Origin of the sequence: Chryseobacterium joostei (genome assembly GCF_003815775.1) — a bacterium.
GTDB lineage: Bacteria > Bacteroidota > Bacteroidia > Flavobacteriales > Weeksellaceae > Chryseobacterium > Chryseobacterium joostei.
This window is the reverse complement of the sequence record NZ_CP033926.1, coordinates 2,478,130-2,501,058: the sequence shown is the minus strand read 5'-3', so window position 1 is coordinate 2,501,058 and position 22,929 is coordinate 2,478,130. Positions and strand designations below refer to the sequence as shown.

General features: G+C 34.7%; 19 protein-coding genes. 8 read left to right on the top strand and 11 right to left on the bottom strand.

The window, feature by feature from the left end; genetic code table 11:
* Positions 1 to 68: 68 nt before the first annotated feature.
* Entirely contained in the window at positions 69 to 584 is a 516-nt protein-coding gene (locus tag EG359_RS11395) for a DUF6702 family protein (RefSeq protein ID WP_076354794.1), read from the top strand.
* On the opposite strand, the gene EG359_RS11390 is transcribed toward EG359_RS11395, so the two are convergent.
* From EG359_RS11390 to radA, 4 genes are all read right to left on the bottom strand, one after another.
* On the bottom strand, positions 581 to 1,174 hold the full coding sequence (locus EG359_RS11390) for an acyl carrier protein phosphodiesterase (protein WP_076354792.1): 594 nt from the start codon (positions 1,172 to 1,174) through the stop codon (positions 581 to 583). The genes EG359_RS11395 and EG359_RS11390 overlap by 4 nt on opposite strands.
* Positions 1,171 to 1,878: a VanW family protein gene (locus EG359_RS11385; protein WP_076354790.1), complete on the bottom strand. Its 708-nt coding sequence runs from the start codon at positions 1,876 to 1,878 to the stop codon at positions 1,171 to 1,173. Before EG359_RS11385 ends, EG359_RS11390 begins: the two co-directional genes overlap by 4 nt.
* Positions 1,875 to 2,546: a class I SAM-dependent methyltransferase gene (locus EG359_RS11380; protein WP_076354788.1), complete on the bottom strand. Its 672-nt coding sequence runs from the start codon at positions 2,544 to 2,546 to the stop codon at positions 1,875 to 1,877. The genes EG359_RS11385 and EG359_RS11380 overlap by 4 nt, the downstream gene beginning before the upstream one ends.
* 105 nt (positions 2,547 to 2,651) lie before the next feature.
* The gene (gene radA / locus EG359_RS11375; protein ID WP_076354786.1) at positions 2,652 to 4,001 is read right to left on the bottom strand and encodes a DNA repair protein RadA; all 1,350 of its coding nucleotides are present in this window, start codon (positions 3,999 to 4,001) and stop codon (positions 2,652 to 2,654) included.
* A 133-nt stretch (positions 4,002 to 4,134) separates the two neighbouring features.
* Between radA and EG359_RS11370 the strand changes: the two genes are divergently transcribed.
* The gene (locus EG359_RS11370; RefSeq protein WP_076354784.1) at positions 4,135 to 4,701 is read left to right on the top strand and encodes a YceI family protein; all 567 of its coding nucleotides are present in this window, start codon (positions 4,135 to 4,137) and stop codon (positions 4,699 to 4,701) included.
* Between the two features lie 87 nt (positions 4,702 to 4,788).
* Here EG359_RS11370 and EG359_RS11365 read toward each other — a convergent pair whose 3' ends face one another.
* The 6 genes from EG359_RS11365 to EG359_RS11340 all read right to left on the bottom strand — a co-directional run bounded on the left by EG359_RS11365 (position 4,789) and on the right by EG359_RS11340 (position 11,089).
* A complete protein-coding gene (locus EG359_RS11365) occupies positions 4,789 to 6,489 on the bottom strand; it encodes a bifunctional alpha/beta hydrolase/class I SAM-dependent methyltransferase (protein WP_076354782.1) in 1,701 nt (566 codons plus the stop codon).
* A gap of 3 nt (positions 6,490 to 6,492) precedes the next feature.
* Complete coding sequence (locus tag EG359_RS11360) at positions 6,493 to 7,863, bottom strand: phosphatase PAP2 family protein (protein ID WP_123867370.1); 1,371 nt, start codon at positions 7,861 to 7,863, stop codon at positions 6,493 to 6,495.
* Positions 7,776 to 8,531: an SDR family NAD(P)-dependent oxidoreductase gene (locus tag EG359_RS11355; RefSeq protein ID WP_076354778.1), complete on the bottom strand. Its 756-nt coding sequence runs from the start codon at positions 8,529 to 8,531 to the stop codon at positions 7,776 to 7,778. The genes EG359_RS11360 and EG359_RS11355 overlap by 88 nt, the downstream gene beginning before the upstream one ends.
* A 114-nt stretch (positions 8,532 to 8,645) precedes the next feature.
* Positions 8,646 to 9,689, bottom strand: coding sequence for a patatin-like phospholipase family protein (locus EG359_RS11350; RefSeq protein ID WP_076354762.1), 1,044 nt, complete (start codon positions 9,687 to 9,689; stop codon positions 8,646 to 8,648).
* 4 nt (positions 9,690 to 9,693) lie between these two features.
* Positions 9,694 to 10,497 (bottom strand): phosphatidate cytidylyltransferase, encoded by an 804-nt coding sequence (locus EG359_RS11345; RefSeq protein WP_076354760.1) that lies wholly within the window; start codon positions 10,495 to 10,497, stop codon positions 9,694 to 9,696.
* Positions 10,487 to 11,089 carry a CDP-alcohol phosphatidyltransferase family protein gene (locus EG359_RS11340; RefSeq protein ID WP_076354758.1) on the bottom strand — a complete coding sequence of 201 codons (603 nt, stop codon included), beginning with the start codon at positions 11,087 to 11,089 and terminating at the stop codon, positions 10,487 to 10,489. The genes EG359_RS11345 and EG359_RS11340 overlap by 11 nt, the downstream gene beginning before the upstream one ends.
* Before the next feature lie 153 nt (positions 11,090 to 11,242).
* Here EG359_RS11340 and EG359_RS11335 point away from each other — a divergent pair, with 153 nt between their 5' ends.
* The gene (locus tag EG359_RS11335) at positions 11,243 to 12,850 is read left to right on the top strand and encodes a CTP synthase (RefSeq protein WP_076354756.1); all 1,608 of its coding nucleotides are present in this window, start codon (positions 11,243 to 11,245) and stop codon (positions 12,848 to 12,850) included.
* Between the two features lie 178 nt (positions 12,851 to 13,028).
* A complete protein-coding gene (gene yidC / locus EG359_RS11330) occupies positions 13,029 to 14,828 on the top strand; it encodes a membrane protein insertase YidC (RefSeq protein ID WP_076354754.1) in 1,800 nt (599 codons plus the stop codon).
* 83 nt (positions 14,829 to 14,911) lie between these two features.
* Here yidC and EG359_RS11325 read toward each other — a convergent pair whose 3' ends face one another.
* Positions 14,912 to 15,496 carry a ribonuclease HII gene (locus EG359_RS11325; protein ID WP_076354752.1) on the bottom strand — a complete coding sequence of 195 codons (585 nt, stop codon included), beginning with the start codon at positions 15,494 to 15,496 and terminating at the stop codon, positions 14,912 to 14,914.
* Between the two features lie 631 nt (positions 15,497 to 16,127).
* Here EG359_RS11325 and EG359_RS11320 point away from each other — a divergent pair.
* From EG359_RS11320 to argS, 4 genes are all read left to right on the top strand, one after another.
* A complete protein-coding gene (locus EG359_RS11320) occupies positions 16,128 to 19,208 on the top strand; it encodes a SusC/RagA family TonB-linked outer membrane protein (protein WP_076354750.1) in 3,081 nt (1,026 codons plus the stop codon).
* A gap of 11 nt (positions 19,209 to 19,219) precedes the next feature.
* Positions 19,220 to 20,647: a SusD/RagB family nutrient-binding outer membrane lipoprotein gene (locus EG359_RS11315; RefSeq protein ID WP_076354749.1), complete on the top strand. Its 1,428-nt coding sequence runs from the start codon at positions 19,220 to 19,222 to the stop codon at positions 20,645 to 20,647.
* Positions 20,648 to 20,815: 168 nt separating this feature from the next.
* A complete protein-coding gene (locus EG359_RS23000; protein ID WP_423775415.1) occupies positions 20,816 to 20,950 on the top strand; it encodes a bacteriocin-like protein in 135 nt (44 codons plus the stop codon).
* Between the two features lie 183 nt (positions 20,951 to 21,133).
* Positions 21,134 to 22,894 carry an arginine--tRNA ligase gene (argS, locus tag EG359_RS11310; RefSeq protein WP_076354747.1) on the top strand — a complete coding sequence of 587 codons (1,761 nt, stop codon included), beginning with the start codon at positions 21,134 to 21,136 and terminating at the stop codon, positions 22,892 to 22,894.
* Positions 22,895 to 22,929: the final 35 nt, after the last annotated feature.

Sequence of the window (22,929 nt, the reverse complement as noted above, 5' to 3'; positions counted from 1 at the left end):
AAATAATAAATAAAAGCAGCAGTTTCCATAACTGCTGCTTTTTCTATATTTGCCATAAAATAAAATGAATGTTTAATAAAGTTTTTTTCTCATTTTTTTTATGTCTTACGGTTATCTTTCAAAGCTTTGTAGAGAGTAAAGCTGTTCATCCCTATCATGTAGGGTCTGTGGAGATCAATTATAATTCAAAATCCAAAACCTTTGAAGTGACGGGGCATTTTTTTCTGGATGATACGGAAAATGGATTGAGCAAAAAATATGGTGGATCTTTTCACTTTAATGATGAAAGATATAAAACTAAACTCAATGAATACCTGCAAAAGTATTGTCAGGAATACTTTAAGCTAAAGGCAGACAATAAATTTTTAAAAATAAATTACATAGGATATGAGGAAGATCAGGAATCTGTAAATGTCTTTCTCGAGTCAGAGCCAGTCGCCAGTCCCAAAAAAATAGAAACAGCAGTAAGTTTTCTGTATAATCTATTTGATGATCAGATTAATATTGTCCATATTATTGTGAATGGAGAGAGGAAAAGTGAAAAGTTATCTTATCCCAACCGATATCTTTATAAGCAGTTTTAGTTCTCCAGTTGAATCAAGATATTGATTTCTTTAGCGTGTGCCAAGAGATCTGGAAAAAAATCATCATAGCATTTCTGAAGAAATGTTTTGTTTTCTAAAAATGCCTCAAAAACAGGAATGTCCTTATCCAGATATTGAGCCTTATTCAGAACATTTTGAATACTGAACTTAATGCCCCAATCTTCACGATAATTATACAACCAGTCATCATGTTCCATTTTCACCAGCATTTTTTTGAAGTTCTCAGGTAGCCATTCTTCATTCGAATTCAATACTTTGTAAACACGGAGAGAATGTGCTTTCCATTCTGTAAGGGAATTTAGGGAAAGATCATTGGCAACAAAATAATCCATAGAGACATCTACAAATGCTCCGGCATACAGTCTTACCAAGGGTGCGAAAACCTTTTTAGCCTCATGAATAGCAGGGTGGGAGTCGGTAAATGTGTCAATAGCTCTGTGAAGGGTAATTCCATCCTGAATATCCTTAGGGAAAGAAAATCGATCCTTGTTTCGGATAAAGTCTTCCAGAAACTGACCAACAATTTGTCCGTCGGTAAAAGTGAGAAAGGAATGAGCCAAATAATTCATAAACGAATATAGAAATTTTTAAACAAAGTTTTACTATTGCTTAAGGTTTCCACCCAAACCCCTTTTTCTGTTTCAAAATATTTAAATTCAACTTCCTGTACCCTTAATTCTTTGGGCGAAATCAGGCTGAGGTAAAGCTCGTCATCATTAATCATGCATTTAATTTGAACAGGAAATGGTAAAATATTCTGAATCTGCAGATCCTTATAGCCATAAACCACCGTACAGTCTGAACCCAAAGGCGTAAAACGTTCTTCTTCTTTATAGATATCTATAGAATGAGGGAATCTTTCCAAAATCTTTAATCCTGACTGAAGAGCCATAAAATATAAAATTGAAGAAAACTGACATATTCCGCCACCAACATCACTTGAAATATTATTTTTTATTAAATTTCTTCCCTCTTTAAAATCGTTTTTTTTACTAGGTTTTCCAATTATTTTCCAAAATGAAAATACCTCACCGGGATGAATCACCAGATTATTAATCTTATTTCCTACAACTTTTAAATTATGAATTTTGTTATGATGAAACGCTCCTTTTTTAATGATTTGCTGGATTTTAATGGAATGTTCACCAATATTTTCCGAAAGATATTTCTTAGGATAAGAATGGTTATTTTTCCTTTCATCAACATACCGTTGCAAAAGCTTTATCTGTAGTTTCCATGAATGAGGAATCCAGTTTTTTAGTTGTTGTTTCATATCTTTTCTAAAACGGTAATATGATAAGACGCCCAGTTTTTCAGGAAAGTCCTGCAAAGTAGAATATCCAGTGGCAAAAAGAATTTTCTTACCGCTTTTGGCAATCTGTGAATTGGAAAAAAGAGAATTCCTGTTGTATTTTTAACTTTCCATCTGTCTTTTGATATTTGTGAAATTTCTGAAGGTGAAAAACTATTTCCTGCATGCCAATCCGCCTGTGGAGAAACAGCTTTTTTTCTGGTTTTCAATGGATAATCGAAAATTAAAGTTCCGTTTTTACTTAATTTCTGATGACATTCATTTAAAAATGCTTTTGTCTCTTCCTGATTTTGGTGCATAATCACATGAAAACAGAAAATACACTCAAACTCACTGTGAAAAGGGATCTTAGATATTTCTCCTACATCCAGAATTTTTTCAGGATATTTTTGTCGTGCAACGTTCAGCATGTTCTCGCTGAAATCTGTTCCATGAGTAGCAAAGTTGAGCAATCGGCCTGTTCCGCATCCCAAATCCAGAACCTTAGTGTATTTTTTATTCTGAAAAAATGAGGTTAAAAATGATCTTTCCTGTTGATCAATATATTTTCCATAGGAATTCCCAAAACGATTGTCATCGTAGGATTCTGCGAGGTTGCTGTAATATTCCCGGATATTTGTTTTCATCATTAAAAAAATCTTCTGTTAAGATCTTTAATTTTACTGACTTCTACAATTTTTATTCCGATTTATTGATTTTTTAACCTGAACAGATTTGCTATATTGTCTTTTTTTCTAAAAAAGTCTTTCATGGAAATCTTCAATTTTACTTACTTCCTCAATCTTAATCCCAAATTTTCTTTTCGGAATTTTATTAAGATTAGAAACGAATATCTTTTCATACCCTAATTTTTCAGCTTCGGTAATTCTCTGTTCAACTTGGGCAACCGGACGAATTTCTCCGCTTAATCCAATCTCTCCTGCAAAACAGTAATGTTCAGAAATGGCAATGTCTTCACTAGACGAAAGAACAGATGCAATGACCGCTAAATCCAAAGCTGGATCATCAGTTTTTATCCCTCCCGTAATATTAAGGAAGACATCCTTTGCTCCCAGTTGAAAACCTGCTCTTTTTTCCAGTACAGCCAACAGCATATTCAGCCTTTTTGAGTCAAATCCGGTAGAACTCCTTTGTGGGGTACCATAAACAGCAGTACTTACCAGCGCCTGTATTTCCAAAAGCATAGGTCTGTTTCCTTCCAGAGTTACTGCCACTGAATTTCCCGAAAGTTCCTCAAACTTCTTTGTGATAAGAATTTCAGATGGATTTTTAATTTCCTTTAATCCTTGGGAAATCATTTCGTAGATTCCGATTTCAGAAGTGGATCCAAAACGGTTTTTATTGGCTCTCAGTAATCTAAAAAGGTGATTTCGGTCTCCGTCAAAGTTCAAAACCACATCCACCATGTGTTCCAGTACTTTTGGTCCCGCAATTTGACCGTCTTTGGTAATGTGACCTACCAGAAATACAGGAATACTGTTCTCCTTAGCATATTTAATAATTTCATTGGAACACTCTCTAATTTGAGATACAGTTCCCGGAGAACTTTCTATAAGTTGTGACTGAAGCGTCTGGATGGAATCGATGATCATAAAATCCGGTTCCAGTTTTTTGGCTTCGTGAAGAATTTTTTCAAGTGAAGTTTCTGTGAAAAGAAAACAGTTTGGGTTTTGAATATCCGTTAGTCTATCCGCTCTCATTTTAATCTGAGAAGCGCTTTCTTCCCCTGAAACATAGAAGACTTTCTTCTTCATTTTTAAGGCAAGCTGCAACAGAAGAGTAGATTTTCCGATTCCGGGTTCACCACCGATTAAGGTAACAGAACCTAATACAATTCCGCCTCCTAGAACACGGTTCAGCTCTTCAGATGGAGTTTTTATTCTCGGTTCCTCACTGGTTTCTACCTCGATGATATTGATGACATGCTGCTTGGTTTTTGAGAATGGTACAGCCTTATGAGAGGTCTTTTCTACAACTTCTTCCACCAAGGTGTTCCATTCTCCACAATTTTTGCATTGTCCCATCCATTGAGAATATTGTGTTCCGCAGTTTTGACAGAAATATGCCGTTTTCAGTTTTGCCATACTGCGAAGTTATAAAAAAAGCATTTTTCTTCCGAGGTTTAAATGTCAAAAAAATAACATAGGTCAACGATAGAAATATCTTTCATATCTTAGCTTTGCTAAAATTAAAATATTAATGTAAAATATAATTACAATGAAAAAACTATTCTTATCCTTTGTATTCGCATTTTTAAGTGTTTTCTCTTTCGCACAGAATAATTGGGAAATAGATCCAATGCATTCTTCCGTGAACTTTACCATAAAACATATGGGAATAAGCTTTGTGCAGGGCCGATTTGATAAATTTGGAGGAACAGTTGCAACAAAAGGTGCTAATCTGGACAATGCGGCATTTGATATCAATATTTCTACAGAAACCATTAATACCGGGGTAGAGATGAGGGATAATCATCTTAAAAGCAAAGATTTTTTTGCAGCCGGAAAATATCCTGATATGAAATTTGTAGGTACTTCTGTTGCGAAAGATAAAGGTTCGTATGTATTGAACGGAAAACTGACCATTAAGGAAACGACTAAAGATATCAGTATACCTGTAACAATGGGCGGGATAGCGAAAAATAAAGACGGAAAAGAGGTAATGGGAATTCAGGGGAAATTTACAATCAATCGTCTGGATTATGATATCAGCTATGATCCAACCGGAACTGGTATTGCCAAAGATGTTGATATCAACGTTTATCTTGAATTGGTTAAGAAATAATTTCTATATAAATAATAAAAGAGGCTTTTCAAACAAATTGAAAAGCCTCTTTTATTTTTAATCTTTTTATGATTTTGGAGAAATAAATCAGTTCAGAACATTTATTTTTCCTGAGGAAACAGTGAAGATTCCAAAATCGTCAATCAACATGCTGTCCTTTTGAACAGAATTGAAAGACATAACTCTATCCAGTTCTTTTTGTGAACGTCTTCTCATGATCCAATCTTTGTTTTGATGATTATTCAGAACATAGGCGATCATTTTTAATTGTGGATGCCAAGGCTGGCCGGTGTAAACAATGTAGGAATTCTGTTCTGAGATGGAAGCCACTCCACGAATAGCTTTACTGGCCATTTCATTATCCCCAAAAAGTTCAAGAATACCTGATACAATTGTGATATTAGGTTCAAAATCCAGTTTTTTATAGGTTTCAGGATCAAAGCAGTCAAAATTGGTGAACCTTATTTTTTGATAGTTTTTTTCTTTAATAACCTTTTCTCCAATTTCAATATTGGATTTTACAAATTCATTGATGACAATATCAGCTTCAGGATACTTCTTTTTAATGTCAAATAAATAATTTCCCGTGCCGCCTGCAACATCCAGAATTTTAATCGGCCTGCCTTGCTGTTTCAGAATTTGAATATTTTGCTCTAAAAGTTGAAGTAATTGTTGTTTTCTGATGCGGATTCCTTTCCAGCCAATGGCGTTGAGGTAATTCTTATCCATCATTTTCCCAAAACCAAATTTTCCACTCGGCTTATTCTGATAAACATAATCCAATGAAGCACCGGAATCAAAGCCATATTGTAATCCGATGGCCATCCCGTCACTTATTTTTCCGATATTTCCGAGTGAAAGTTTCTGAAACTTAAAATTCAGATTATTTCCAATATTATTTTGAAGATCCTGATATTCTTTTACAGAAAATGAGTCAGGCGAAAGATTCGGCTGCTTGGGAGACCTGTTGAAGCATTTTTCTGCAAAATCCACAATTTTATCATATACCTTTTCTCTTCCGGAGTCAAATAAAATTCCATGGAAAAAATCTGGCAGAACTTCGTAATTTTTTAAATCTGTATCCAATTTATCATGGAAGATTTTTTGATCCTTGTTGAAAACAACATGATCTTTTTCAGCAGCTAAAATCAAGGTTGGAGTATCTATAGCCTCAGCATCTTCTACTAAACGCTTTCCGGCTTTTGCGAGGTCAATCAGAAGTTCAGCATCAATGGATCTTGAGATCAATGGATCCGTATCGTAAGCTTTTTGTTGTTCAGGATCATGAGTAAGCATTTTAGATTTCACATAGCTTTTGATAATCAATCCTTTTTTTAGCTTGGTTCCCAGAGTAATGATTTCATTGGCCAAAGGAACAATAAGGTTGATTCTGAATGCCGGAGCAAGAAGAGCCATTCCTGCAATTTTGGGCGCAAAATCATGGGCCCAGGCAGAAGCAACAACTCCACCTATACTGTTGGCAACTACAAAAATATCCGAAATATTTACATCATATTTGGAATAAAGAAATTTGGAAAATGCATCCAGATCTCGAACATAATCCATAAAAACAGATGAAGTTTTGGTTTTTGTAAGACCATGTCCGCGGAGATCAAATGCGAAAATATTGTATTTTGAAAACTGTGCGGATTGTGCAATATCATTAAGCCTCTCGGAATGCTCATGGCCACGATGGATCATGATGATGCTCTTCTGCTGTGGCTGATAGTTCCATTCGCGATAAAAAATATCTTGGTTATCAAAACTCGTAAAATGTCCGCTGTTCATAGTTTAAATTTTTTTCAAAAAATCCTGCAGATAAGAATGAATGATCATATTCTTGTTGCTGATTTTCATTGTGGTTATTGCTTCCTCTAAAGGTAAAGATAAAATATTTTTGATTACTAAAATTCCAATTACAGAACTTCTGGTAAAGCCCATAGTACAATGAATAAGAATCTTTCCGTCTTTCGGAAGGTGTTTATATTGTTCAGAAATTTCAGTAACAAGTTTTTGGGTATCCTCAATATCAAAACTGCCAATATCCATAATAGGATGGAAATGATAGGAAGATTGTCCTTTTAAGAATGATATTTCCTCAATTTCAGGGGATAAATCATAGATGAAAATATTTTTGTTGATTGTAAATCGTTCTACAATGTCATGATCCGGCCTTGACGAAATATAAAGATGGGGAGTAGGCTCAATAGGATTTTTATTTTTCCTTAAAAATTTCCAAAGCCCTTGATACATTAAAAGATATGGGGAATAAAATATTTTCCTTATCCACGGAATGTTTCCGTTTTGATTCTTTAAAAAGTAAATATTGTTCTTTTGATAATGATATCCAATGAAAAGCATCATTAAAGCCGGCCACAGAAAAAATAATCCGGGATATCCTGAAAATTGATTCAACAATAAGGCAGTCAGAATAAGCATCCAGCCTAATAAAAAATAATAATTGGCAACTTGAAAATTTCTATACCTGAAATCTCTTTTTCGATAAGGAAAGAGAATGAAACTGATATGGGCAACCAAGGTTCCTGTTATAATATCAATAAAATGATGTTGATAGGTCGTTAATGTTGAAATCCCCAAAAGAATAAGCCAAAGCATTATAAAAATCTTTCCTTTTTTTATATTTCTGAAAACAGACCAGAAAATAAATGCATAGGCAATATGTAATGACGGGGCCTGATTAAAAGGAGAATCAAAAGCCTTTAAAAACTGAAAAGAATATCCAAAAAAAAGATTTCCAGTTTCAGGTTTCGAAAAAGAAAATTGTAAAGGAAATAAAAGAAAGCAAATTCCTGCAACAATGGTTACAAAAAGCATTCTTTGGGTTAAAACCTTAAGCTGTTCTGTACTATTACAGAGAAAAAATACCATACAGAAGAATAATCCACTCGTCATATAAGGAATAATTGTCCAAGGGATGAATGGTATATGTTTTTCAAAATCAAAAACAAATGATGGAACCTCTGCCAATGTTGAAATATACCACGCCGCACCATTGTAAACCATCATGAATACAACGGAACAAAGAATAAGGGCATAAAGCTTTTGCTTTATTGTCAATCGTTTTTCATCCATTTGGCTTTTCTGAACATGATCATATTTAATAAAGAAGAGGGAAGCAGGGATAAGGATCTCATCATCCACTTCATTTTTGTTGGGAAAATAATTAATTTCTCTTTATTTTCGATAGCTTCGGATATAATATGAGTCGCTGTTTCCAGATTGGTGAGGAAAGGTTTTTTACCTAAATTGTTCTGGTTTAGCTGTCTTAATTTTTCGGTATCTACATATCCGGGAGCAATAGTGGTCACAGAAATCCCGAAAGGCTTCAATGCACGACGGTAAGCCTCTGCAATCTGTATCACAGATCTTTTTGTCTTGGTATAAAGACTGGAATTTTCATATTCTAATATCCCCGAAACTGATGCTACCACCGTTATGCTACCATTTTTCTGATTTTTCATGGCTTTTCTGGAAGCCTCAAAGCAATTAACAGTTCCTGAAATATTGGTTTGAAGCATTTCTTCTGCTTCTTCATAGGAAATATTTCCTGCCACATCCTCAGCATAGCTTCCTGCGCAGTTAATAAAAATATCCAGTCCTTGTTTATCCAACAGAAAAGATTCTAATACGGATGAAATCGAATTCATATCAGAAACATCTGCCTGAAACGCCTGTAAGTTCTTAAAGTTGTTCTCCTCTATTTTTGCAAGGTTTCTTCCACAGATTCCTACACAATATCCTTTTGAAAGATAGTGCTTGGCCAGAGAATAGCCAATTCCTGAGGTTCCGCCTGCAATAAAAACATTCATGGGTATTCTGTGATTTTCAATTTTATGTAAAAATAAATTTTAAAAGTGAAAGTTGGATAATGGCAGGGATTTATTATCACTTAAAAATGTTTATGACTTTTATGGTTAAAAAAATTAGAGTTTGTCTCTTATATTTTTCACTGTTTGATCAAAGCCATATTGCCACTGCATTTCCATATCCTCCACAAATTGTGGATACGTTTTCGGGAATGAAAAATCGATCTCCAGCTTTTTCCAATTGATTTTTTTTTCCAGATAATGTCCTTGAAGATCTTTCTTTATACCGGTAGTGTCAATTTGAAATTCTGAGATAATATTCTCCGTTTCCATTAACCTCTCATTAGCGCTGAAGCCAAAAACAGAACGGATAAGTGCTTCTTCTATAGAGGTATAGGATTGTTTTTTTTCTGTAATCACCTCTTTGGAAAGATGTCTTGCCAATTCAATGGGAACCAGGTCTATCACCCCGCCCATGAAATATCTGTTGTGAAGAGCGAGCGGTTTTACATAAAACATATCAGAAACAGAAGCTCTGGTACTTTCAAGCATTGAAAAATCGGTGATAATTTTTGAGGTTTCTTCAACGGCACTATTTTTAAAGCTTTTTGGATGGGTGGAAATATATTCTTCACCAATTTTTTTAGCAGTTTCAATATCTGTGAAAATTACTTTTTGAAATAGTTTTTTCCCGTTTCTTAACTGTTGAGAATCCTGAGGTGTGAAAAGAAGTTCAGAGCCTATGATAACGGTTGGGATTTCTTTCGAAAATGAGGTGTTTTTTATTGATGGAAAACATTCAGTCAGATCCTGAGGCATTTCAACAAGATATCTGTTGAAAATATCTTCAATAAAAGGAGCTTTCCTTTTGTCAAAACATTTTTTTAATGAAAAAATTCCTATTTCAGAAAGCTTTTTGTACCTTGTTAATGTAGTTTGCGATACAAACTGGAAATATTCCTCAGATTTTAGATATTCTTTTCTTGAAAAATGATCCGGAAAAGCATTGATAACAGCTGCCGCAAATGATCCACCACATGATGCAATAAGAATATCAGGCTTCATATTCAATTCATCCAGGGCTGCAAAAATTCCAAGGTAGATCATTAACCTTGTTCCGCCTCCTGAAAAAATTACTGCTCTTTTAAATTTTTCATCCATGATTTTAATTCTTAATCAGAAACGATAATATCCAGAAAAATAAAGGAGCATTGAAGATCAGGCTGTCCATTCTGTCCAAAAGTCCTCCATGTCCGGGAAGCAGAGTACCCGTATCCTTTACATCAGTTTTTCGTTTTAAATAGGACATAAAGATATCTCCGCAAAATCCGAAAACTCCAAGTGTTATTCCTATAATGCTATTGGTTATAATATCTGTTTTAAGTAAAAAGAATCCTAAAATATTACTTAAAATCAAGGTAATTAAAACTCCACCAATAAATCCTTCAAGTGTTTTATTAGGACTGATTGTAGGGACTATTTTATGTTTTCCAAAGAATTTACCCATTAAATATTGAAAAACGTCATTCAATTCTGTCACAACAACAATAAATATGATGGAACTGAGGCCATTGGAACTATTTCGTATCCAAAACAAATGAGGAAAAGCAAAAAGACAGACCATTAAAGCAATGAAAATACCCATCAATTGTCGGGTAGATGATTTTAAAATGAAAAAATAGAGTAGCACAACAATTCCTAATATAGAACTGTACAAAAAGTAATTTTCAATACTTAAAAATTGGAGCAGGAAAAACTGTGAAACTCCAATGAATAAAGATGGAATAATAGGTTTTTCATAAATTTTAAACATCCTTGAAAACTCAAAGAAAGATTGCGCGCCTATCCATGAAACAAAGATAGCTGTGGCAAGGGGATGCGAAATTCCGAGGGCAAAAACAATGATGATGTAGATCCACGTTTTTACTCTTAAAGGAACATCTGCAAATTTATTTTCTTCAGGCTTCATTCAGAGATTTCTTGAGTCTAGTGTAAGTACTGATGAAGAGAAGAAGAATAATGGCGCCAAAAATATAGCTTGAAATAGTTGTGATACTGACTCCAAAAAATATCAATAAACCATACAACCCTAGCATAAGGGCACGATCACTTTTTCCCATGGGTCCATCATAACGGCGCTCTTTTCCTACAATTTTTCCCATCAACCCTGCAAATTCATTAATGATACTTAAAACAATGAAAATGACAATCAGGTATAAACTTTCAGGCTGAAACTTAAGCAAAGGAAAAAATATAATGACATCAGAAATAATATCACCCACTTCGTTCAAAACTTCCCCTAATTTACTGGTTTGATTAAATCTTCTGGCCATCATTCCATCCAGTGCATTCAGGGCCATTCTCAGAAGCAGCCCAATGGGAAGACTCAGGAAGAACCATTTTGAAGTGTCTGCATTCCAAAATAATACTCCGATTATTACAGATAAAAGGATTGAGCTAATGGTAATCTGATTGGCTGTAATCGCATTTTTATTCAAAAATAATAAAACAGGAGCGAGCAGCTGCTGGAATTTTGGTTTTAGTTTATATACCGAAATCATGGTTGTTTTTAATTTTTGTCATTTGCTTATATCAAATATAGATAAAAATTTTAATCTGGTTTTATAATTGTTTGAAGCATGTTTTCTCATTTTCAAAACCTAAAAGATTGCTTTGTGTTTCTTTTTCCCATAACTTTGCACAAACCTAATCTAATGAGTAAAAAGAATACAAAGTACATCTTTGTGACAGGAGGTGTAACTTCATCTTTGGGAAAAGGAATCGTGTCTGCTTCTCTGGGACTATTGCTAAAATCACGCGGTTTTAACGTAACGATCCAAAAACTTGATCCTTATATCAATATCGACCCGGGAACATTGAATCCTTATGAGCACGGAGAGTGCTACGTGACTGAAGATGGTGCGGAGACGGATCTGGATTTAGGCCACTATGAGCGTTATCTTGATGCTCCTACATCCCAAAATAATAATGTTACTACAGGAAAAATCTACCAGACTGTAATTGAAAAAGAAAGAAAAGGAGACTTCCTTGGAAAAACAGTTCAGGTAATTCCTCATATTACTAACGAAATCAAACGTAGAATTAAAATGCTTTCCAAGCAGAACTACGATATCATTATTACTGAGATCGGAGGAACTGTCGGAGATATTGAATCTTTACCTTATATTGAAACTGTTCGTCAGTTGAAATGGGAGCTGGGAGAGAAAAATTCTATGGTTATTCACCTAACATTATTGCCATATTTGGCTTCAAGTGGAGAATTAAAAACAAAACCATCACAGCATTCCGTTCGTCAATTGATGGAAAGCGGAATTATGGCTGATGTGTTGGTTTGTAGAACAGAACATAAAATTCCAAAAGATCAGAGAGCAAAACTGGCTCAGTTCTGTAACGTAGCTTTAGAAAATGTTATTGAATGTAAAGATCTTGAAACAATCTATGAAGTTCCAATGTATCTTCAGAAACAAAACTTTGATGATGTAGTATTGAAAGAACTGGATCTGAAAAGTGATAAAGTTGCTGATCTTAAGGATTGGAAGAGTTTCCTTAAGAAATTCCAGAACCCTAAGAAAACCGTTGAAATTGCATTGGTTGGAAAATATGTTTCTCTTCAGGATTCGTATATTTCTATCGCTGAGGCATTTAAGCATGCTGGGGCAGACCTTGAAACTGAAGTAAAGGTAAGATGGGTATACAGTGGTGATATTACAGAAGATAATATTAAGGACGTACTGAAAGGTGTAAATGGTATCCTTGTTGCTCCAGGCTTCGGAGACAGAGGAATTGAAGGAAAAGTTCTTACTGCAAAATACGCCAGAGAAAATAAAATTCCGATGTTGGGAATTTGTTTAGGGATGCAGATCATGACGATTGAATTTGCTAGAAATGTTTTAGGACATACAAAAGCAAACTCAGTGGAATTTGATACAGCAACTCCTGATCCTGTAATTTCATTAATGGAAGAGCAGAAAAATGTAATTGATAAAGGAGGAACAATGCGTCTTGGTGCTTGGAAATGTACCCTGAAAAATGGTTCTAAATTATTTGATATCTACGGAAGCAAAAATATTTCTGAAAGACACCGTCACCGTTATGAATTCAACAGTGATTATCTTCAGGAATTTGAAAAGAATGGTTTCCTTGCTACAGGTACAAACCCTGAAACAGGACTGGTAGAGGCTTTAGAACTACCTGATCATCCGTTCTATGTAGGTGTTCAGTATCACCCGGAATATAAGAGTACGGTAGCTACGCCACATCCTTTATTCAGAGCTTTTATTAAGGCTTGCGAAAAGAAATAAGGTAATTTTTTATTATAAACGTCTACTAATAAACTCAGGCTGATTATTCTCAGCTTGAGTTTGTTATATAGTAACATAGTAAAGCATAGAGTTTTGATAAAAAAACAGTATTTTTGTCAGCTCAAATTACGTATGCTAGTACGTACATTTTAAATTTAAAATTTTAATATAAAATAAAATGCAACAAAACAACGGAATCGATAAGAAGCAGATGATTAGTTTCGCGGTTTTATGCCTGGTTCTCTTTGGCTTTATGTTCTATTTCCAGAACAAACAGGCAAAAGAAGAGGAGTTGAAAGCTCAGCAGCAAAAAACGGAACAGGTAAAAAATGCCGTAAAACAAACTCAGGCAACCAATATCAATCCAAATGTAACTCCTGGCTCCATTCAGACAGCGAATTTGTCAAACAAAGAATTGAATATTGAATTCTCTAGTTTAGGAGGTCAGGTTTCTAAAGTTCAGCTTTCTGAATATAAAGCATATGATCACAAAACAGATCAGGCAGATCTTCCGCTTTATCTGATCAATAAAAATAATTCAAACTACGGTTTCCAGTTTAAGGACAAAACAGGAAAAGTTGTTAATACTAAGAACTTAGTTTTCTCACCTTCTGTTAACGGAAATGCAGTAACCATGACAGCAAATTATAATGGTGCTGTTATTCAGTTTATTTATACTTTATTGGATAAATATACATTAGATTTTAAGGTAAGAACCCAAGGCTTAGCCAATATTACTTCTGATAACAAAGCAGATTTTATCTGGGATTACAGTGTAAGAAACCTAGAAAAAGGTAGAGCTCAGGAGCAGTCTCACTCAGAATTCTCTTATGCTTTCAATAATTATAAAGATTATGATTATGACGGAAGAACAACCATGGAGGAGGAAAAAGAGACACTTAACTGGATTGGGGTAAAACAACAGTTCTTTACTTCTGTTATTGAAGCTAAGAACGGATTTACTCAAAGTAAAGGAAACCAGGAGAATGTTGAAGAAGGTGAGTACCTGAAAAAACTAAACTATGAAGGTTTCGTTCAAATGACAGGAAGTGAATTGAATCAAGACTTTACTTGGTACTTTATGCCGTTAGACTTGAAATTATTGAAATCTTACGATAAAAACTTTGATGAGATTCTTCCATTAGGATGGTCATTCATCGGGTGGATGAACCGTGGTTTCTTTATGCCGATGTATAACCTTATCGCGGATTGGGGACTAACCGCAGGTTGGGTAATTTTCCTAATGACAATCATTGTGAAATTAATTCTTTCACCTATTATGTACAAGCAGCATAAGCTAAGTGCAATGATGAAAGTGATTCGTCCGGAAATTGATGAGGTGAACGCTAAGTTCAAGGATGCTGATCCAATGAAGAAGCAGCAGGCTACCATGGAAGTTTACAGAAAGGCTGGTGTTAATCAGTTGGCTGGATGTTTCCCTGCTTTGGTTCAGATTCCGATCTTCTATGCATTATTCCGTTTCTTCCCGAACTTTATAGACCTGAGAGGACAAGGATTCTGGTTTGCAAAAGACTTAACTGCTTATGACGACTTGATCAAATTACCATTTAAAGTTCCTTTCCTTGGAGATCACTTAAGTATTTTTGCTCTGGCATGTACTATTGTTATCCTTATTTATACAGTAATGACTTCAGGAAACATGCAGCAGCCACAGCAAGAAGGAATGCCAAACATGAAAGTGTTAATGTATATCTTCCCGATTACATTCCTATTCTTCTTAAATACTTCGGCATCAGGTCTTTCTTGGTATTATTTTGTTTCGAATGCGATTAACATCTTAATTATCCTTGTTATTAAATATGTGATTCTGGATGAAAAGAAAATCCATGCACAGATTCAGAGTAATAAGGAAAAGCCTAAGACTGAAGGTAAGTTCCAGAAACGAATGAGAGAAATGATGGAAAAAGCTCAACAGCAACAACAGGCTCAGGAGCAACAAAAAAATAGAAAGAAATAATCTATCATACAAAAAAGAGAAGCAATTTTGCTTCTCTTTTTTTATTTGAATACACTCTAAAACTTTAAGAGTATCATCGTTTCTTAATCATATTTAAGCCTGAAAGACTGTCTGTGGTGTATGGTGGGCCCATGCTTGATAAGGGCTTCCTGGTGTTTTTTTGTGGCGTACCCAAAATTGGTATTCCATCCATATTCAGGGAATTCTTCATGAAGTTCAATCATGAGTTTATCCCTATAGTTTTTTGCAAGAATAGATGCAGCAGCTATAGATAACACTTTTGAGTCCCCTTTAATAATACATTGATGAGGAATATAATTGTAGGGATGGAATTTATTTCCGTCCACTAAAATAAGCTCAGGTGTTATTGTTAACTGGTCCAGTGCACGATGCATGGCATGAATACTAGCATTAAGGATATTGTGTTCATCAATGAATGCAGGAGGTAATTCTGCAATGGCGTAGCATTTTACATTATCCTTGATATAGCTATCCAGCTCCATCCTGGTTTTAAAGGTTAATTTTTTTGAATCATTCACCAAGTTCTGTTGAAAATTATCATCTAAAATAACAGCTGCGGCCACAACCGGCCCACTTAAACAGCCTCTTCCTACCTCATCACATCCTGCTTCAATGTAGGTATCCGTCCACTTTTGTAATAATTCCATGTTTATGCGTAATATAAAAGGGTAAAATTAAAGAAAAACAAATGTAATTGCCCTATCTTTTTTACCTTATAAATCTATAAGTAGGTAAGACTATTTAACGGCCATATTGGTGGTTTTTAATAATAATTCTACTTTTTATGATTGGTTATTATCAAGAATTTTGAATGCCAATATGTTTTTTTTAGATAGGTCATATTGATGGTCTTATTATATTAAGATATTCATATATTTTCTGTTTTTTTGTTACGATTATAATTTGTTAGTCACCGTCTATAGAGCTTTTTCTTTCCCTTTTCTCCGTTGCAAAAAACTATGTGTTACATGGTATGTTTTCATAAATGATGTATTTTATTCCAATAAATGTGATTTATATTATTGTAAACCAGATTGTTATTAGGTTGTTTAGAATGAATCTTGATAGATGGTGTCGATAATTGATGTTGTTGATGTTTATGAAAAAAAATATCGATTAATTTTTTTTGTTTTTGTTAAAAACAGTTTTTTTAACTTAATTTAATAATTTATTCATTGTTTTTATTAATGATTATTGAATAGTTTGTATTTTTTTTAAAAATTCCTTTGTGTTGTTGAGAAAGTTTTACAAATTTGTAGGGTACAAAATTAATTTGATATGAAGAAACTAACAACAGGTCTTCTTGTTTTAGTATTGTCTTCTTCTATTGCTGTAGCTAATGCTCAAGAAAAGAAGGATACACTTAAAACAAAAGAAATCGAGGGCGTGGTAGTAACTGCACTCGGAATTAAAAGAGAAAAGAAAGCACTTGGATATGCATCTCAGGAAATTAAAGGAGATGTTTTGAGAGAAGGAGCTAATACTGGTAACATTTCCAGTCAAATGGCTGGTAAGGCAGCAGGTGTTCAGGTTGTCACAAGCACAAACTTCGGTGGAGCTTCCAGTGTTGTAATTAGAGGGATGAAGTCCATTGGAGGAAATAACCAGGCTCTTTTTGTGGTAGACGGTGTTCCGATTAATAACAATAACAGCACGATTTCTGGCGCTTATACTATTTTTGACGGAGGTAACTCGATTTCTGATTTAAACCCCAATGATATTGAAAGTGTTAACGTACTAAAAGGAGCGGCAGCTTCTGCTCTATACGGAGAAAGAGCATCTTCAGGGGTTGTGGTAATTACTACAAAAAAAGGAAAATCCCGAAAAAATGACGAATGGGGAGTTACCCTTTCTACAGAATATCAATACGGAGAAATTGATAGATCTACTTTTGCTAAATATCAAAATAAATATGGTGCAGGGTATGGGCCGGCTTCTACTTTCTTGAAAAGAGATGTGGATGGAGACGGAGTTCTTGATCTGGTAGTAGGAACAAGTAACGATGCTTCTGTAGGTACTGCTTTTGATCCAAATCTTATGGTTTATCAATGGTACTCATTGTATCCACAATTATCAGGATATCATAAAGCAACTCCTTGGGTAGCGGCAAAACATACGCCGGTTGATTTCTTTGAAAGTGCACAAACTACTTCAAACTCAGTTACTATTGAAAAAGGAAATGAAAACGGAGGTATTTTATTAAACTATAATAACTTTATCACTACAGGGGTTCTTCCAAATTCTGAGCAAAAGAAGAATACAATTTCTGCAAAATTTGATTACAAAGTAACGGATAAACTTACTGCGACAGTTTATTCATCTTTAACCATGCAGAATACGGTAGGTAGAAATAGTACAGGATACAACGATAATATTCTTACAGGTTTCAGACAATGGTGGCAAACCAATGTTGATATTTTACAACTTAAGGATGCCTATTTTGGGACAGGTGGACAAAACATAACATGGAACCCTTATGGGTATGACGACCCGGATAACTTCCAGGCACCAGCCTATTGGAACAACCCTTATTTTGATCGTTATCAAAATTACCAAAGTGATTACAGAACCAGATTCTTTGGGTATGGGATGTTAAACTATAAAGTTTCCAATGCAGTTAGTATAACAGGAAGGTTGTCATCTGATTTTGCTTACCAAAAAACTGAGGTTAGAAAAGCGGTAGGCAGTCACCCGGAATCTTTTGGAATTGTTCCAGGTTTACCATCAACGTTAAACCCACAAGCCAATGCATCTTCGGGATATTACTTAGGTAATATGTATACTAATGAAATCAATTTTGATTTATTTGCTAACTATAACAAAAAATTTGATAATGGTATCAACTTAGGAGCCGTACTAGGTACTTCCCTAAGACGAAATACTATTGAAACAACAGATGCTTCTACTCAACCAGACCCATCTGGAGCAGGATTAATTGTTCCAGGGTTATATGCTCTTAGAAATTCTGCGGGACAGGTAGTTCCTACTCAGGAATTTACTGCTACTGCTACACTACCTAGAGCGTATGGTCAGATTTCCCTAGGATATAAGGATACTTATTTCTTGGAAGGTACCGGAAGTGTTGATAAGTCTTCAAATTTACCAAGTGGTAATAATGTATATTTTTATCCATCTATCTCAGGATCTGTGGTGCTATCTAACCTTATCAATCAAGATTGGCTTTCTTTCTTAAAAGTGAGAGGAAACTGGGCTCAGGTTGGTAAAACTACCGATAACTTCAGATTGATAGATACTCAAAATATCAAAAATTTATACAATGGTATTCCAATTGTAGACCCAAACAGTTATAAAAATAATCCTAACCTGAAGCCTGAAAGATCTACTGAGGTGGAAGTGGGTATGGAAGCTAGATTCCTTAACAATAGAGTAGGATTTGATGTGAGTTTATACAAAACAAATTCAAAAGATCAGATTCTATTAGTACCAATTTCCGGAGCTTCTGGTTATACAAGTAAATGGTTTAATGCCGGTGAGCTGGAGAATAAAGGGATAGAAGTTCAGTTAAATTTAGTTCCAGTGAAGAACGAAAACTTCAGATGGGATATGAACTGGAACTGGGCTATTAACAAGAACAAGGTACTAAGCCTTAATGAAGGGATGACAAACTTACAGCTAGGAAGAGCTGTTAATGATGTAACTTTCAATGCACCTGCAGGTGAAGCTTATGGACAGATTTGGGGAACTGATTATGTGTATTCTCCTGAAGGAGAAAGAATTGTTGATCCAAATACAGGGAAATACATGATCACAACTTCAAAAACCAATGTACTTGGTAATATCATGCCACAATATACTTGGAGTGTAAGAAACAGTATCACTTATAAGGCATTTACATTTACTTTCCTTATTGATGGACAACAAGGAGGAAGCGTATTCTCCGGAGATATGTTGTATGGAACAGATACAGGTATTTATCCAGAAACATTGGCTATCAGAGAACCGGGAGCAATATTACCAGGGGTAGTAATGCAAAACGGACAGTATGTTCAGAATAATGTTCCAATAAAGACGATGTCTGGATCATTACTACGTACAGGAAATTATGCAGCAAAAGAATTTGTATATGATGCTTCATTTATTAAGCTAAGAGAGGCTGCGATATATTTCGATGTTCCAAAGAACTTATATGCCAATACCTTTATCAAAGGGATGAAGTTTGGAGTCTTTGGTAGAAACCTATGGATTATTCACAAGAATTTACCTTATGCAGATCCTGAAGCAGGATATACAGGAGGTTCAGCTACAGGTGTACAAGGAGCGAACCTTTCTAGAGGTTACTCTATTGGTGCAATGCCAACAACAAGAACCATTGGTGCTAACTTTACTGTTAATTTTTAAAAGAAGTCAAAATGAAAAAAACAATATTAAGCCTTTTTATAGCGAGCATGGCTTTAATATCATGCGAAAGGGACATTACCACATTAAATGACGATACTAAAAACCCAGCTACTGTAAACCCGGAATTTACATTTGCATCGGCAGAATTGGGATTGGTAACACAAATGACCAGCCCAAGTGTAAATATTAACATCTTCAGATTCTTTACACAGCAATGGTCTGAAACTCAATATACCGATGAATCAGTATATAACCTTCCAAAGAGAAGAGTTCCGGACAATCATTGGAATATTCTGTATGCACAATTATTAAAATTGGAACAGGTAAAAGCAGCAACCAATACAATTGCAGATGCCTCTCTAAAAGCAAGTAGAATAGCAACTATTGAAGCCTTAGAAATATATACATACAGTATATTGGTGGATTCTTATGGAGATGTTCCATATTCTCAGTCTATTAAAGTTGATCAGTATCCAAACCCAGCCTATGATGATGGGAAAGCAATTTATGTTGATTTGATCAAAAGAGCTGATGCAGCTCTTGCTTTACTGGCAAGTACTTCTGCTGGAGGTTTTGGTACAAGTGATGCTATTTTTGGAGGAGATAAAAATAAAATTAAAGCATTTATAAACAGTACAAAACTGAGACTGGGCTTAAATTTAGCTGATGTAGATAATGCTTTGGCAAAATCAACTGTTGAAAGTGCTGTAGCTAGTGGAGTAGTACTTACAAATGCTGATAATATCGGATTAAAATTTGCAGCATCAGGTCCATTTGTTAATCCTATTTTTATAGAAATGGTATCTAGTGGTAGAAATGACTTTATACCATCTGATGTATACTTAGATGCGATGAACGCAGAATCAGACCCAAGACGTGCCAGCTATTTTACAAAAGCTCCGTCAGGGCAGTATGTAGGTGGTGTGTACGGTTCTGAAAATGTATATGGAAGTTTTTCACATGTTAATCCTGAAATTTTGAAGCCAGATAATTATGCTTATCTATTTGATGCTGCAGAAGTTAATTTTATGTTAGCTGAAGCTGCTGAAAGAGGCTATAGTGTTGGAGGTGCAGCAGCAACTTATTTCACCAATGGTATTAAAGCTTCAATGGATTTCTGGGGAGTATCAGCTATTGATCGTGATGCTTATATTTTAGCTCATAGCTATGCTGCATTGCCAGGAACATGGAAGCAGAAAATAGGAAATGAAGCTTGGATTGCAACTCATAACAGAGGCTTTGAATCATGGGAATTCTCAAGAAGATTAGATTTTAGAGTATTTGTAAAACCAGAAACGAGAGATGTACCTACAAGACTTTATTATCCAATTAATGAAGGAAGTGTAAATGGTGCTAACAGAGCAAATGCATGTGTAAAACAATGGGGTTCTGTAAATGGAGATGTACAAGGAGCAAAAGTGTTCTGGGATAAACTTTAAATAATATTTATCTATAGCAAGTTAAAACCGCCTTTGGGCGGTTTTTTTGTTTACAAAGGTTTTTATTCTAGAATATTAAAAAAGATATTAGGTTTATGTTGAGCTAAAAATTTATCTCTATTTCATAATTATTTATTATATTTAATATCACACAAAAAAAATAATAATATGAAAAATTTGAAAAAACTGTCAATCCAAAATTTGAAAAATATTCAAGGTGGTTCTGCACCGGAATGGTGTACAATTAATGGAGGCTGCTGGGATCCTATTAAAAAAAGGTGTTATGCGGTAGATTGTCCTTAACATAATTTTAAATAATGTGCCTGGAAATAATGAAAGGACATTAGTTTTAGAAAAGAATAAAATTCATAAAAAAACCGCCTAAAAGCGGTTTTTTTATTTCCGTATATTTGTACTTCAAAATTGAAGATGAAACACCTCTATAAAGGTATATCATCTTGACCATTAAAAAGAGAACTTAGAGACATGAATATTAAAGATATTATAGAACAAAAGCTTTCAGAGGTTATTTTAAATGTATACCAATTAAAAGACATTAAGCTGGAAATTCAGGAAAATAAAACCGAATTTGAGGGTGACTTTACCATTGTTACTTTCCCGTTGGTTAAACAATTAAAGAAAAACCCTGAAAGTATTGGGGTTGAATTAGGAGAGGCTTTGACAGAGCAGACGGACATTTTCGAAAGCTTCAACGTGGTAAAAGGTTTCCTTAATGTTAAAGTGAAAAATCAATTGTTTGTAGATAATTTCAGATCTGTACAGAATGGTTTTTCAACAATAGAAAAGAAAAATGCTACCGTTATGGTAGAATACTCTTCGCCCAATACCAATAAGCCGCTTCACTTAGGACATATTAGAAATAACCTGTTGGGGTTCTCCGTAGCACAGATTTTAAAAGAAGCCGGATATGATGTGATCAAAACACAGATTATTAATGATAGAGGTATTCATATCTGTAAATCAATGTTGGCTTGGGAGAAATTCGGAAAAGGCGAAACTCCTGAAACTACGAATACAAAAGGAGATAAATTTGTTGGAAACTACTATGTAGAATTTGATAAAAATTACAAAACAGAAATTGCCGACCTTGTAAGCAAGGGGATTACTGAGGAGCAGGCTAAAAAAGATGCTCCAATGATTAAGGAAGCTCAAAAAATGCTTTTAGACTGGGAGAATGGAGATGAAACAGTAAGAAATCTTTGGGCAGAAATGAACTCTTGGGTATACAAGGGATTCAATGAAACGTATAAGAGATTAGGTGTTGACTTTGATCAGGTTCAATATGAAAGTAATACTTATATCCTAGGAAAAGATCTTATCCAGACAGGTTTGGAAAACGGGGTTCTATATCAGAAAGAAGATGGTTCCGTTTGGTGTGATCTAACTGACGAGGGTCTTGATCAAAAATTATTATTGCGTTCTGACGGAACTTCTGTTTATATGACGCAGGATTTAGGGACTGCTGTGGAACGTTTTAAGCAAAATAATATCCAAAAATTGATCTATACTGTAGGAAATGAACAGGATTATCACTTCCAGGTATTGTTTAAGATCCTGAAAAAATTAGGATATGAGTGGGCAGATCAATTGTATCACCTTTCTTATGGAATGGTAGAGCTTCCTGAAGGAAAAATGAAATCCCGTGAAGGTACTGTAGTAGATGCTGATGACCTGATGCAAGAAATGTATGAAACTGCAAAATCTAAAGCTCAGGAACTAGGAAAGCTGGAAACTCTTTCTGATGAAGATAAAGAAGTATCCTATGAAACGGTAGGATTGGGTGCATTGAAGTACTTCATGCTAAAAGTAGATCCGAAGAAAAAAATGCTTTTCAATCCTGCAGAAAGTATTGACTTTAATGGAAATACAGGACCGTTTATTCAATATACTTTTGCTCGTATCCAGTCATTATTATCTAAGGCTGAATTTGCACATAAAGAAACGGCAGATGTAACTTTAAATCAGTTTGAAAAAGAATTGATCATGCAGTTGGCGAACTTTAAAACGATAGTAGCAAAATCAGCAGAAACATTAAGCCCTGCTTTAGTAGCAAACTATGTATATGATCTTGTAAAATCATATAACTCATTCTATCAGAATAATCCAATTCTGAATCAGGATGATGAAAACATAAAGCAATTCCGTTTGAATGTATCAGATCTTACGGCGAAAACGATCAAAAAATCGTTGGAACTACTGGGAATCGGAACAGTAAACAGAATGTAATAAAAAAGCCTCCTGAATTTTCAGGAGGCTTTTTT

Coding starts and splice junctions, on each gene's coding strand:
- EG359_RS11395 (WP_076354794.1), top strand. CDS start 69: ATGTTTAATAAAGTTTTTTTCTCATTTTTTTTATGTCTTACGGTTATC.
- EG359_RS11390 (WP_076354792.1), bottom strand. CDS start 1,174: ATGAATTATTTGGCTCATTCCTTTCTCACTTTTACCGACGGACAAATT.
- EG359_RS11385 (WP_076354790.1), bottom strand. CDS start 1,878: ATGAAACAACAACTAAAAAACTGGATTCCTCATTCATGGAAACTACAG.
- EG359_RS11380 (WP_076354788.1), bottom strand. CDS start 2,546: ATGATGAAAACAAATATCCGGGAATATTACAGCAACCTCGCAGAATCC.
- radA (WP_076354786.1), bottom strand. CDS start 4,001: ATGGCAAAACTGAAAACGGCATATTTCTGTCAAAACTGCGGAACACAA.
- EG359_RS11370 (WP_076354784.1), top strand. CDS start 4,135: ATGAAAAAACTATTCTTATCCTTTGTATTCGCATTTTTAAGTGTTTTC.
- EG359_RS11365 (WP_076354782.1), bottom strand. CDS start 6,489: ATGAACAGCGGACATTTTACGAGTTTTGATAACCAAGATATTTTTTAT.
- EG359_RS11355 (WP_076354778.1), bottom strand. CDS start 8,531: ATGAATGTTTTTATTGCAGGCGGAACCTCAGGAATTGGCTATTCTCTG.
- EG359_RS11350 (WP_076354762.1), bottom strand. CDS start 9,689: ATGGATGAAAAATTTAAAAGAGCAGTAATTTTTTCAGGAGGCGGAACA.
- EG359_RS11345 (WP_076354760.1), bottom strand. CDS start 10,497: ATGAAGCCTGAAGAAAATAAATTTGCAGATGTTCCTTTAAGAGTAAAA.
- EG359_RS11340 (WP_076354758.1), bottom strand. CDS start 11,089: ATGATTTCGGTATATAAACTAAAACCAAAATTCCAGCAGCTGCTCGCT.
- EG359_RS11335 (WP_076354756.1), top strand. CDS start 11,243: ATGAGTAAAAAGAATACAAAGTACATCTTTGTGACAGGAGGTGTAACT.
- yidC (WP_076354754.1), top strand. CDS start 13,029: ATGCAACAAAACAACGGAATCGATAAGAAGCAGATGATTAGTTTCGCG.
- EG359_RS11325 (WP_076354752.1), bottom strand. CDS start 15,496: ATGGAATTATTACAAAAGTGGACGGATACCTACATTGAAGCAGGATGT.
- EG359_RS11320 (WP_076354750.1), top strand. CDS start 16,128: ATGAAGAAACTAACAACAGGTCTTCTTGTTTTAGTATTGTCTTCTTCT.
- EG359_RS11315 (WP_076354749.1), top strand. CDS start 19,220: ATGAAAAAAACAATATTAAGCCTTTTTATAGCGAGCATGGCTTTAATA.
- EG359_RS23000 (WP_423775415.1), top strand. CDS start 20,816: ATGAAAAATTTGAAAAAACTGTCAATCCAAAATTTGAAAAATATTCAA.
- argS (WP_076354747.1), top strand. CDS start 21,134: ATGAATATTAAAGATATTATAGAACAAAAGCTTTCAGAGGTTATTTTA.